This window comes from Algibacter sp. L4_22 (assembly GCF_023473045.1).
Taxonomy (GTDB): domain Bacteria; phylum Bacteroidota; class Bacteroidia; order Flavobacteriales; family Flavobacteriaceae; genus Algibacter.
Window position 1 is genome coordinate 940,858 of record NZ_JAMCOK010000001.1, and the last position, 12,365, is coordinate 953,222.

Sequence of the window (12,365 nt, forward strand, 5' to 3'; positions counted from 1 at the left end):
ATAAAAGGAATAAAATGATAAAAAAAGCGACAAATTTGCCGCTTTATATTTTTTAACTGAAATAAAAATTGGACTTAAACAGTCATGATTTCCTTCTCTTTTATATCGAAAAGTTCATCTACTTTTTTAACGTGTTTATCCGTTATATGTTGTACATCTATTTCTGTATTCTTTTTTATATCTTCCGATACATCTTCATTTTTCTTAATATCATTATTGGCATCTTTTCTAGCCGCACGTATACTTACTTTAGCGTCTTCCGCTGCCGCTTTAGCTTGTTTTGCTAAATCTATACGACGTTCTTCTGTTAATGGTGGTACATTGATAATAATAGTATCTCCATTGTTCATAGGGTTAAAACCTAAGTTTGCATATGCAATACCACGCTCAATTTCTTGGAGCATGTTTTTTTCCCATGGCTGTACGGTAATAGTTCTACCATCTGGTGTATTTATATTAGCAACTTGGCCAATTGGAGTTTGCGAACCGTAATAATTTACCATTACGCTCCCAAGCATTGCAGGGCTAGCTTTACCAGCTCTAATATTTACAAATTGTTTTATAAGATGCTTAATGGCATTATCCATCGACTCTCTTGTGCTGTCTAATATAAATTGAATGTCTTCGTTCATTGTGTTTAACTTTTATGAGGTTTAGCTATATCCAAAAATTACGCCAAGTTTTAAACGTTTACTTCTGTGCCTATTTTTTCTCCAGCAACTACTTTAAGTAAATTACCTATTTTATTCATATCGAAAACAATAATTGGTAATTTGTTTTCTTGACTTAAGGTGAATGCTGTGGTGTCCATTACTTTCAGACCTTTTTGTAATACATCATCAAAAGAAATATTATCAAATTTTATTGCTTTAGAATCTTTTTCAGGATCTACGTTGTAAATTCCATCTACACGTGTACCTTTTAAAATAACATCTGCTTCTATTTCAATAGCTCTTAGAACTGCAGCAGAATCTGTTGTAAAATAAGGGTTTCCTGTTCCACCTCCAAAAATAACAACACGCCCTTTTTCTAAGTGACGCATGGCTTTTCTTCTAATAAAAGGCTCTGCAACTTCGTTTATTTTAATAGCTGTTTGCAAACGGGTTGGTATATCGGCATCTTCCAAAGCACCTTGTAATGCTAAGCCATTAATTACGGTAGCAAGCATACCCATGTAATCGCCTTGAACGCGATCCATACCTTTACTAGCGCCAGCAACACCTCTAAAAATGTTTCCACCACCAATTACTATCGCAACTTCTACGCCTTGATCTGTGATGGTTTTAATGTCTTGTGCATATTCGGCTAAACGGTCTGGATCTATACCGTATTGACGTTCACCCATTAAGGCTTCGCCAGATAGTTTTAGAAGTATTCTTTTATATTTCATTTTATGGATTATGAGATGTTCGCTTATGCGAAAACAAAAGTTTAGCAAAGCTACATAAAATTTTTATTTTTTTGAATTTATATGAAATTAGAATTTTGCATAAAAAAACCACTACATCTTAAAAAAGAGTAGTGGTTTTAAATATGTTTGATTTTCGTGTAAACGAAAATTTAAAAACAATATTAATTATCCAACAGATACACGTTTGAAACCTGTAATTTCAACTTCGCCGTAAGATGCAACGTATTTTGCTACGTTAGATTTTTCGTCTTTAATGAAATTTTGATCTAATAAACATTTTTCTTGGTCTAATGTTGTGTTATCAGAAATGAAACGCTCCATTTTACCAGGTAAGATTCTATCCCAGATTTGCTCTGGTTTACCTTCAGCTTTTAATTCTGCTTTCGCAGCTTCTTCAGCTTTAGCTATAACCTCATCAGATAATTGTGACATAGAAATATATTGAGGAACGTTTTTAAGTGTTTTACCTAAACGACCTAACTCGATATTATCTTTTTCAATAACAGCAATTCTTGCTTCAGTTTCCGATGCTACAAAAGCAGGATCAAAATCTTTGTAAGATAATGTAGTTGCTCCCATTGATGCTACTTGCATAGCTACATCTTTAACTAAAGTATCAACGTTATCAACTTTTGCAGATAAACCAACTAAAGCAGCAATTTTGTTGATGTGAACGTAAGTTCCAACAAATGGTGCTTTTAATTTTTCAAAACTAGTAATATCTAGTTTTTCACCAATTACACCAGTTTGCTCAATTAATTTTTCAGCAACAGTCATTCCACCAAAATCAGCAGCTAAAAAAGCTTCTTTAGATTCACAGTTTAATGCAATATCACCTAATTGATTTGTTAAAGCTAAAAAGTTTTCATTTTTACCAACAAAATCAGTTTCACAACCTAAAACAATAGCAACACCTTCAGTTTGGTCTGCATTAATTTTAGAAACAGCAGCGCCTTCAGAAGAATCTCTATCGGCTCTTTTTTCAGCTACTTTTTGTCCTTTTTTACGTAAAACATCGATTGCTTTATCGAAATCGCCTCCCGCTTCAACTAAAGCTTTTTTGCAGTCCATCATTCCTGCGCCAGTAGCTTGTCTTAATTTGTTTACTTCAGCGGCTGTAACTTTTACTGTAGTACTCATAGTTATTATTATTTAAAAAAAGTCGTTCAATATATTTTCAACAAAGAAAAGTACTAAACGACTTATTTGTGTTTTGTTAATGTTATTTTATTCTTCTTCTTCAGCAGCTGCTTTTGGTGCTGGTGCAGCTTTTGCTTTAGGAGCTTCCTCTTTAGCAGATGCCGCAGCATCTTTATCAGCTTTACGCTCAGCTAGTCCTTCAGATATTGCAGAAGTTACGTGAGATAAAATTTTATCAATCGATTTAGATGCATCATCATTTGCAGGGATAACATAATCCACTTGGCGTGGATCTGAATTGGTATCAACCATTGCAAAAATTGGAATGTTTAATTTTTGTGCTTCTTTAATCGCGATATGCTCACGTTTAATATCTACAACAAATAAAGCTCCAGGTAAACGCGTCATATCGGTAATAGAACCTAAGTTTTTTTCTAACTTAGCTCTTAAACGATCAACTTGTAAACGCTCTTTTTTAGATAACGTTAAAAACGTACCATCTTTCTTCATTCTATCAATAGTAGCCATTTTTTTAACAGCTTTTCTAATAGTAACAAAGTTAGTTAACATTCCGCCTGGCCATCTTTCTGTGATGTAAGGCATGTTAATAGATCCTGCTTTTTCAGCAACGATATCTTTAGCTTGTTTCTTTGTTGCAACAAATAAAATTTTACGACCAGAGTTAGCGATTTTTGCTAATGCTTCTCCAGCTTCATCAATTTTAGCTGCTGTTTTGTATAAGTTGATAATATGGATACCGTTACGTTCCATATATACGTAAGGAGCCATATTTGGATCCCACTTACGTGTAAGGTGTCCGAAATGTACACCTGCTTCAAGTAATTCTTTTACTTCTACTGCCATTTTGTAATAATAGTTTACGTTCTGTTGAATTAGCAATGTTCCATTTGGCTCTAAGCGTTAAGCTTTTAACCTTTGGCTTCATTTAGATGCTAAACTAAATCCTAACTTGTTAATAAGGTAGGACAACAATAACTTGTTTTTTTATTTTGTTTGAAATGATAAAGACATCTGTAAAACAGATCCTGAACCACGTCCAGGATATTAACGTTTTGAGAATTGAAATTTCTTACGAGCTTTCTTCTGACCGAATTTCTTACGTTCAACCATTCTTGGATCTCTTGTTAATAAACCTTCTGGCTTAAGTATTAGTCTGTTCTCTGCATCTAACTCACACATTGCGCGAGAAATTGCTAAACGAACAGCTTCAGCTTGTCCAGTAATACCACCTCCATATACATTTACTGTAATATCAAAGTTGCTGTCATTGTTAGTCAAAACTAATGGCTGATTTACCTTGTACTGTAAAGTCGCTGTAGGGAAATAGTTAGTTAAGTCTTTTTTATTAATCGTAATGTTTCCTGTTCCTGTAGAAACATAAGCACGAGCAACAGCCGTCTTTCTACGGCCAATTTTGTGAATTACTTCCATGTTATTTAAATTCTTCTAGATTAATTACGGCTGGTTTTTGAGCTTCATGTTTATGAGCTGTTCCAACAACAACTGTAAGATTACGGAATAACTCAGCACCTAATTTGTTTTTAGGTAGCATTCCTTTAACTGATTTTTCTACTACTCTTGCTGGATCTTTTCCAAACAATTCTGTAGCAGTTAAACTTCTTTGACCTCCTGGATATCCAGTGTGACGAATGTACGTTTTATCGTTCCATTTGTTACCAGATAAACTGATTTTTTCTGCGTTGATAACAATTACGTTATCACCACAATCAACGTGAGGTGTGAAGTTTGGCTTGTGTTTACCTCTTAAAAGTTTTGCAACTTTAGAAGCTAAACGACCAAGTGCTTGACCGTCAGCGTCAACTAAAACCCACTGCTTATTAACAGTTGCTTTGTTGGCTGAAATCGTTTTGTAGCTTATTGTGTCCACGTTTTTAAATTATTTTTATTAAACATTCCTCTCTTAAAAAGAGTTTGCAAATTTACGATTATATATTTGATTACCAAATAGTGTGCTTATATTCTTTAAATAAAATTAAAAGTATTGATATTTAAGGTTTTAAGCAGTTGTAATATTGATGAAATAAAAAGGCGAGATAAATTAAGTTTATCTCGCCTTTTTATTTTAAGTAATACGTGGTTTTATTTGCCTAAGCCTATAACAAGCCCACCAGAATAGTAAGTGCCTTTACCAATATTTCTACCGCTAACTATTGTACCTGTACCAGCACTAAGACCAATTATTTTTGTAACCGGAACATAGAAGTTTAAACCAACTCTAGAGTAGTTTACTTTAGTTTCAGGGAAATTACCAGCAAAGTTTGCAGAGTTAATATCTAATCCTCCATTACTTTTTTGAGCATCGAACCACGCATCTGCATAAAAAGCTTTTCCTGCGTATCCTAATTTTATTTGTGCATTTACGCTGTTTGGAACGTCAAATTTAGTACCATCACCTAAGCCTAAGTTATTATCAGCTTCTCCTCTTATGGAATGTCCAACAAACACATTTCCGAAGAAACCAGAGTTGTTATTATATTGTAGCCCTAATTTTGTATCTATAGAAGATGCACCGTTACCAAGAGAAAGAATTCCTGTTGGCTCGTAATCGAAAGCATAAGAGCCTCCTGCAGCCACAACAACGGTAGTTGTACCGTTTTTATGTTTTGTTACAAATGGAGCCCATTTTACCAATAAGCTTAAATCTTGAATGTTAGATTGCTCTGTACTGCCGTTAACTGGATCTGCAGCACCTTTTCCTTCAGCTTCAATATAAGGTAGGTTTGCAATTACCGTAAGGTTATCTGTAATACCATAGTTTGCATATACGTTGTATATGTTTTGATCAATTTCGTTGTGAGCGGGAACTGCATCTAGTTCATCTAAGCCTAAATAAAATTTTTCATAGGTAGAGAAAGTGTAAGAAACGGCAATGTTGGCTTCTCCTTTTTTGTTGAAAAATCCATCTGGACTAATTTGTGCTTGTGCTTTTTGTCCAGCGAAAGCTAATACAGTAATCAATGTTAAAAATAATTTAGATCTCATAATTGTTTTTTTTTTATTAAGTGCATTTGGACGATGATAATAGCTACTTATTACAAAAGAAATGTTAAGTTTAATTTATGATTGCCGGTCAAGTTGTTTTTTTAAACGCTGAAGTGCTTAATACTATATAGTTAGATTCTCTATTTGGAAATTATATTTTTTTAAAATTATTATGTTTTGTAATGCATCTCTTTTGTTAGTTTTGCGCTTTCTTATACATATAATATGATTTCAGTTGATAATTTAGCCGTAGAGTTTAGCGGACACACCTTGTTTAGCGATGTATCGTTTACTATTAATGAAAACGATAAAATAGCCTTAATGGGAAAAAATGGTGCAGGAAAATCCACAATGATGAAGATTATTGCTGGTGTGCAAAATGCAACGCGAGGCCATGTGCGTTACCCCAAAGAAGCTATAATAGCCTATTTACCACAGCATTTATTAACTGAAGATGATACTACTGTTTTCGAGGAAGCATCTAAAGCCTTTAGTCACGTGTTTGATATGCGTAACGAAATGGAAGATTTGAATAAGCAGTTGGAAACGCGAACGGATTACGAATCTGACGAATACATGAAAATTATTGAACGTGTTTCCGATTTAGGTGAAAAATATTATGCGCTAGAGGATGTAAATTACGATGCTGAAGTTGAAAAAGCATTAAAAGGTCTAGGGTTTAAACAGGAAGATTTTACAAGAAACACCAACGAATTTAGCGGTGGATGGCGTATGCGGATAGAATTGGCTAAAATCCTTTTACAAAAGCCAGACCTTATACTATTAGATGAGCCTACTAATCATATAGATATAGAATCGGTTATTTGGTTGGAAGATTTTCTATTGAATAAAGCAAATGCCGTGGTCGTGATTTCTCATGATAAAGCCTTTATAGATAACATTACAAACCGAACCATAGAAGTTACTATGGGGAAAATTTACGATTACAAGGCAAATTACACACATTATTTGCAACTGCGTGAAGATAGGCGTGCACACCAAGTAAAAGCGTATCAAGAACAGCAAAGATATATTGCAGATAACCAAGCATTTATTGATCGTTTTAAAGGCACATTTTCTAAAACCAATCAAGTGTCATCGAGAGAGCGTATGCTTGAAAAGTTAGAAATTATTGAAATTGATGATATAGATACATCTGCATTAAAATTACGTTTTCCTAAAACACAACGTTCTGGAGACTATCCTGTTAGTGTAAAAGATGTTTCTAAATTATACGGTGAGCATGTGGTATTTAATAATGCGAATATGTCTATCGCTAGAGGCGAGAAAGTGTGTTTTGTTGGTAGAAATGGAGAAGGCAAATCTACAATGATAAAAGCTGTTTTAGGTGAAATTGATGTAGAAGGCGAGTGCAGTTTAGGGCATAATGTAAAGGTTGGGTATTTTGCTCAAAACCAAGCCGCTTTGTTGGATGAAGATTTAACTATTTTCCAAACCGTAGACGAGGTTGCTAAAGGCGATGTGCGTACACAGATTAAAAATATTTTAGGTCGTTTTATGTTTAAAGGCGACGATATCGATAAAAAAGTAAGTGTGCTTTCTGGTGGTGAAAAAACGAGACTAGCTATGGTGAAACTTTTATTAGAACCTGTAAACTTGCTTATTCTCGATGAACCTACAAATCATTTAGATTTAAAATCGAAAGATGTTTTAAAAGAAGCGTTGCTTGATTTTGATGGTACGCTAATTTTGGTATCTCACGATAGGGATTTTCTTCAAGGTCTATCTAACAAGGTTTTTGAATTTAAAGAAAAACGTGTTATTGAGCATTTTGAAACCATTGACGATTTCTTAGTTAGAAATAGAATTGAAAGTTTAAAGGCGATAGATTTGTAGACTTAAAATTGTTTTGTCGGTTAATTTGTTTTGGGCGTTACCCCGAAAAGGGGTCGGGCTTTCGGCAGTCGCTTTTTTGTGTTGCATAGGTGCAACAACACAAAAAGAGCTTCAACAAATGCCTCAATCCCTAACGCACGTATCCGCTTACTTTATTTTTAAATTGGATCTGTTTTGTTTTGAAGAGTATGTTCGTTTAGCGGTCTCTTGTATGATTAGTGGCGTGTTTAAGTAACTAATTTAGCAAATAAAAACCGAATAGAAAATAGAGTGCACCCAAAAGTTTAGACAAATTTATAATTAATTATAAACGTTGTTAGCTTTTAGTGCTTTTATTTCCGTTTACTTTTTTGTTAATATTTTATGTTTTATTCAGCTCGATTTTCATTCCGAAAACTTGCTCAAATTCCGCAACTTGCTAAATTCCGATTGAGTGATATTCCGAGTATCTAATTGAGTTTTCGATTCCGCAAACTTGCTCAAAATCCTTTTTATGTTTTTTCAATCGTTATTTTTTGTTCTCTACCTATTAAAAAATACAAAATCGCACCAAAAAAATTAGCGAATAAAACGACTAAAATCCAAACAATTTTATTATTCCCTTTGAATTCGCTTTTTAAAATATCTACAAGAGCAATTATTGTTGGTAAAACCCCAAGAAATAATACTACTAATATCAGAATTAGTTGCCAAGCTCCAATCATTCCTAAATATATCATTTTTTCTTTTTTTTAATTTTTAGTTCTGACGTTTCTCTAGCATTAAAGCTAACGTTTAATAAGATATGAAATCGTTTTAATGTTTTATATCTTGTGTTAAGCTAAGTTAGTTGATTTTTTTTTACAAAGTCAAGGCCTGTTTTAATTTACAGGAGATTAAAATAATCGAAAAAAAGAATTGTATGTTTCTTACAATTAAAATTATGTCTTCAAACTTTACAAGTGTATAAACTAACATTAGTTTATTACTATTAATTGTAGATATGCCCGCGTTAGGGATTGCAGTGAAAAGCCCACAGCGCCCACGAAGTTTTTAGGGCGTGAGGACTTGCAACGTAAAGCCCGACCCTTGTGGTAACGCCCAAATAATTAGCTTTCACTTTGTTGATTGAATTTATTATAATGCTGAACCATTAATTTTTAACTATTTTTGCACGATATGCAAGAATTAAAACTTTCGGATTGGTTACCTACCACAAATAAAGAGGTGAAAATACGCGGATGGGAAGCGCTAGACGTTATTCTATTTAGTGGCGACGCTTATGTGGATCATCCCACGTTTGGGCCTGCCGTTATTGGGCGTATGCTTGAGAGTTTTGGTTTGCGTGTTGCCATAGTACCACAGCCTAGTGTTACCGATAATCTTCAGGATTTTGTTAAGCTTGGTGCTCCCAAATTATTTTTTGGTGTTACTGGTGGATGTATGGACCCTATGATTAGTAATTATAATGCTAATAAAAAGCGTCGTGATAAGGATGCATATACGCCTAATGGTGATATTGGATTTCGTCCGGATTACGCAACAACGGTTTATTCTAAAATTTTAAAAGAGAAATGGCCAGATACGCCTGTTTTAATTGGTGGTATCGAGGCATCACTGCGCCGTGTAACACATTACGATTATTGGAGCGATAAGCTTATGCCTTCTATTTTAGAAACCTCGAAGGCCGATATGTTAGTTTACGGTATGGGTGAGCAACCCTTGCGTGAAGTGGTGCGTTTGCTAGAAAAAGGGGTGCCTTTTAGAAGTATAAATACGGTGTTGCAAACGGCTGTACTTTTGAATGAAGATGAAAGTATTCCGAAAAACAGTAATTGGGAAGATGTTGAAGTCGCATCGCATGAGGTATGTTTAAAGGATAAGAAAAAATACGCATCTAACTTTAAAGTGATAGAGCAGGAGAGTAATAAATTGGCTGCGCGACGTATTTTTCAGAAAATTGGAGATAAAACTTTAATGATTAATCCGCCATATCCAACCATGACGGAAGCTGAAATTGATGCTTCTTTCGATTATCCATATACACGATTACCGCACCCAAAATATAATAAACGTGGGCCTATTCCGGCCTTCGAAATGATTAAGTTTTCCATTAACATTCACCGTGGGTGTTTTGGTGGTTGTAGCTTTTGTACTATATCTGCACATCAAGGGAAATTTATTGCATCACGTAGTAAAGAGTCTATTTTAAAAGAAGTGGATACTGTGGCAAATATGCCCGATTTTAAAGGGTATTTAAGTGATATTGGTGGGCCAAGTGCTAACATGTATCAAATGAAAGGGAAAATACAATCTATTTGCGATAAGTGTATTTCGCCGAGTTGTATTTCGCCTGTTATTTGTAGCAATTTGGATACATCGCACAAACCGTTAACGGAATTATATCAGGCGGTTGATAGTCATCCAAAAGTGAAAAAATCGTTTATTGGTTCGGGAATTCGCCATGATATGTTGGTGCCGGAATTTAATAAAAACGCCGATCCTAAAGAGTTAGACGCTTACACGGAAGAGGTGATGACGAAGCATGTTTCTGGCCGACTTAAAGTAGCACCAGAGCATACTAGTGATCCGGTTTTAAAATTGATGCGTAAACCATCGTTTTCGTATTTCCATAAATTTAAGGAACGTTTCGATAAGATAAATATCGCTAAAGGATTAAAATTACAATTAATACCATACTTTATATCCAATCATCCAGCTTGTGAAGTGGAAGATATGGCTAATCTTGCTGCCGAAACTAAAGATATGGGGTTTCAGTTAGAGCAAGTACAAGGTTTTACACCAACACCAATGACGGTGGCTACCGTAATTTATTACTCTGGTTATCATCCATACACACTTAAAAAAGTAAATACGCCTATTACTAGAAAGGAAAAGGATGAACAACATCGTTTTTTCTTTTGGTATAAGGATGAAAATAAAGACTGGATTAAAAAGACTTTAAACAAATTAGGGCGTCAAGATTTACTTAAAGTGTTACTTCCTGAAAAAGAAGAGAAATGGCGTAAAAACACACCGGATGGTGATGCCAAGAATACATTTAATGATGCTGTTCCTTTTAATAAAAGGAAGAACAAGGTGAGGTATAAAGGGAAGAAGAAGCGGACGCGTTAATACTACTAATATCTCATCGAGGGGATATTGGCTCGGTCTTACTGTTTTATTTTTCGAATGATTCTAGAGCAATTTAAACTTCTAATTTACAAATGGTATCTAAATAAGTCATGAAACAGGTTGTCCTCTCGAGGGGCCGTAGGGGTGTAAACGTTGTATTTATGAGAAATAAAATAATTCCATATCACCCTAAACTAAAACTACTCGCTAGGCAATTACGAAAAAATAGTACTTTACCCGAAGTTTTACTTTGGCAGAAGATAAAGCAACGTGCTTACGGTGTTCAGTTTCATAGGCAAGTTCCTATGCTAAATTATATTACAGATTTTTATTGTCACGAAATAGGTTTAGCCGTTGAAATAGATGGTTCTAGCCACGACCACAGTTTTTTATATGATGCCAAGCGGCAAGGTGAATTGGAGGCTTATGGTGTTACCTTTTTAAGGTTTTCAAATGAAGAGGTTAAAATGAATATGTTTAGTGTTTTGTTGGTTATTGAAGAAACTGTTAAAGGGTTGATTGATTAAATTGAGGACACCCCTATAATCCCCTCGAGAGCATATTGGCTTAGTCTTATTGTTTTGTTTTTCGAACTCTTACTACTTTATTTTGAACTCCTAATTTACAAATTGCATCTAAATATTTCATGAATAGGTTTGTCCCCTTGAGGGGACCTTAGGGGTGTTTTTTTAGATAAGAGTAAGTTAAAAAAGTCTTTTGTAAACACCGCTATAATCCCCTCAAGGGGATATTGGCTTAGTATTATTGTTTTGTTTTTCGAATTTTCACTACTTTATTTTAAACTCTTAATTTACAAATTACATCCAAATATTTCATGAGTAGGGTTGTCCCCTTGAGGGGACCTTAGGGGTGTTTTTTAGATAAGAGTAAGTTATAAGAAGTCTTTTGTAAACCCCCCTATAATCCCCTCAAGGGGATATTGGCTTAGTCTTATTGTTTTGTTTTTCGAATTTTCACTACTTTATTTTGAACTCCTAATTTACAAATTGCATCCAAATATTTCATGAGTAGGGTTGTCCCCTTGAGGGGACCGTAGGAGTGTTTTTTTAGATAAGAGTAAGTTAAAAAAGTCTTTTGTAAACACCCCTATAATCCCCTCGAGGGGATATTGGCTCAGTTTTATTGTTTTGTTTTCTGGGTTTTTACTACTTTATTTTAAACTCTTAATTTATAAATTACATCCAAATATTTCATGAATAGGGCTGTCCCCTTGAGGGGACCGTAGGGGTGTTTTTTAGATAAGAGTAAGTTATAAGAAGTCTTTTGTAAACACCTCTATAATCCCCTCAAGGGGATATTGGCTCGGTCTTATTGTTTTGTTTTTCGAATTCTTACTACTTTATTTTGAACTCCTAATTTACAAATTACATCCAAATATTTCATGAGTAGGGTTGTCCCCTTGAGGGGACCTTAGGGGTGTTTTTTAGATAAGAGTAAGTTAAGAAGTCTTTTGTAAACGCCCCTATAATCTCCTCGAGGGGATATTGGCTCAGTATTATTGTTTTGTTTTCCGGGTTTTTACTACTTTATTTTGAACTCCAAATACATAAATTACATCCAAATATTTCATGAATAGGCTTGTCCCCTTGAGGGGACCGTAGGAGTGTTTTTTTAGATAAGAGTAAGTTAAAAAAGTCTTTTGTAAACACCGCTATAATCCCCTCAAGGGGATATTGACTCAGTATTATTGTTTTGTTTTTCGGATTTTTACTACTTTATTTTGAACTCCTAATTTACAAATTGCATCTAAATATTTCATGAATAGGTTTGTCCCCTTGAGGGGACCGTAGGGGTGTTT

General features: G+C 34.4%; 11 protein-coding genes. 3 read left to right on the forward strand and 8 right to left on the reverse strand.

Translation table 11 applies throughout. From position 1 onward, the window contains the following. Positions 1–74: 74 nt before the first annotated feature. The 7 genes from frr to M4I23_RS03975 form a co-directional block, all read right to left on the reverse strand. The gene (gene frr / locus M4I23_RS03945) at positions 75–632 is read right to left on the reverse strand and encodes a ribosome recycling factor (protein WP_158847089.1); all 558 of its coding nucleotides are present in this window, start codon (positions 630–632) and stop codon (positions 75–77) included. Between the two features lie 50 nt (positions 633–682). After that, entirely contained in the window at positions 683–1,390 is a 708-nt protein-coding gene (pyrH, locus tag M4I23_RS03950; RefSeq protein ID WP_158847091.1) for a UMP kinase, read from the reverse strand. A gap of 186 nt (positions 1,391–1,576) precedes the next feature. Then, the gene (gene tsf, locus M4I23_RS03955) at positions 1,577–2,551 is read right to left on the reverse strand and encodes a translation elongation factor Ts (protein ID WP_158847093.1); all 975 of its coding nucleotides are present in this window, start codon (positions 2,549–2,551) and stop codon (positions 1,577–1,579) included. An 87-nt stretch (positions 2,552–2,638) separates the two neighbouring features. Further along, positions 2,639–3,415 carry a 30S ribosomal protein S2 gene (gene rpsB / locus M4I23_RS03960; protein ID WP_158847095.1) on the reverse strand — a complete coding sequence of 259 codons (777 nt, stop codon included), beginning with the start codon at positions 3,413–3,415 and terminating at the stop codon, positions 2,639–2,641. A gap of 201 nt (positions 3,416–3,616) precedes the next feature. Next, the gene (gene rpsI / locus M4I23_RS03965; RefSeq protein ID WP_042496568.1) at positions 3,617–4,003 is read right to left on the reverse strand and encodes a 30S ribosomal protein S9; all 387 of its coding nucleotides are present in this window, start codon (positions 4,001–4,003) and stop codon (positions 3,617–3,619) included. Position 4,004: 1 nt separating this feature from the next. After that, positions 4,005–4,460: a 50S ribosomal protein L13 gene (rplM, locus tag M4I23_RS03970; protein WP_158847097.1), complete on the reverse strand. Its 456-nt coding sequence runs from the start codon at positions 4,458–4,460 to the stop codon at positions 4,005–4,007. 212 nt (positions 4,461–4,672) lie between these two features. Continuing rightward, positions 4,673–5,575, reverse strand: a complete 903-nt coding sequence (locus tag M4I23_RS03975) for a hypothetical protein (RefSeq protein WP_158847099.1) — start codon at positions 5,573–5,575, stop codon at positions 4,673–4,675. A 225-nt stretch (positions 5,576–5,800) separates the two neighbouring features. Between M4I23_RS03975 and M4I23_RS03980 the strand changes: the two genes are divergently transcribed. After that, on the forward strand, positions 5,801–7,432 hold the full coding sequence (locus tag M4I23_RS03980) for an ABC-F family ATP-binding cassette domain-containing protein (protein WP_249753505.1): 1,632 nt from the start codon (positions 5,801–5,803) through the stop codon (positions 7,430–7,432). 491 nt (positions 7,433–7,923) lie between these two features. On the opposite strand, the gene M4I23_RS03985 is transcribed toward M4I23_RS03980, so the two are convergent. Next, entirely contained in the window at positions 7,924–8,151 is a 228-nt protein-coding gene (locus tag M4I23_RS03985; protein WP_158847103.1) for a PLD nuclease N-terminal domain-containing protein, read from the reverse strand. 439 nt (positions 8,152–8,590) lie between these two features. Between M4I23_RS03985 and M4I23_RS03990 the strand changes: the two genes are divergently transcribed. After that, a complete protein-coding gene (locus M4I23_RS03990; protein ID WP_158847105.1) occupies positions 8,591–10,546 on the forward strand; it encodes a YgiQ family radical SAM protein in 1,956 nt (651 codons plus the stop codon). A gap of 161 nt (positions 10,547–10,707) precedes the next feature. After that, on the forward strand, positions 10,708–11,073 hold the full coding sequence (locus M4I23_RS03995; RefSeq protein WP_249753506.1) for an endonuclease domain-containing protein: 366 nt from the start codon (positions 10,708–10,710) through the stop codon (positions 11,071–11,073). The last annotated feature ends 1,292 nt before the right edge of the window (positions 11,074–12,365 follow it).

Excerpts from the sequence above, each read along its gene's own strand:
- M4I23_RS03995 (WP_249753506.1), top strand. The coding sequence starts at position 10,708 with ATGAGAAATAAAATAATTCCATATCACCCTAAACTAAAACTACTCGCT.
- rpsB (WP_158847095.1), bottom strand. The coding sequence starts at position 3,415 with ATGGCAGTAGAAGTAAAAGAATTACTTGAAGCAGGTGTACATTTCGGA.
- tsf (WP_158847093.1), bottom strand. The coding sequence starts at position 2,551 with ATGAGTACTACAGTAAAAGTTACAGCCGCTGAAGTAAACAAATTAAGA.
- frr (WP_158847089.1), bottom strand. The coding sequence starts at position 632 with ATGAACGAAGACATTCAATTTATATTAGACAGCACAAGAGAGTCGATG.
- pyrH (WP_158847091.1), bottom strand. The coding sequence starts at position 1,390 with ATGAAATATAAAAGAATACTTCTAAAACTATCTGGCGAAGCCTTAATG.
- M4I23_RS03985 (WP_158847103.1), bottom strand. The coding sequence starts at position 8,151 with ATGATATATTTAGGAATGATTGGAGCTTGGCAACTAATTCTGATATTA.
- rpsI (WP_042496568.1), bottom strand. The coding sequence starts at position 4,003 with ATGGAAGTAATTCACAAAATTGGCCGTAGAAAGACGGCTGTTGCTCGT.
- M4I23_RS03975 (WP_158847099.1), bottom strand. The coding sequence starts at position 5,575 with ATGAGATCTAAATTATTTTTAACATTGATTACTGTATTAGCTTTCGCT.
- M4I23_RS03990 (WP_158847105.1), top strand. The coding sequence starts at position 8,591 with ATGCAAGAATTAAAACTTTCGGATTGGTTACCTACCACAAATAAAGAG.
- M4I23_RS03980 (WP_249753505.1), top strand. The coding sequence starts at position 5,801 with ATGATTTCAGTTGATAATTTAGCCGTAGAGTTTAGCGGACACACCTTG.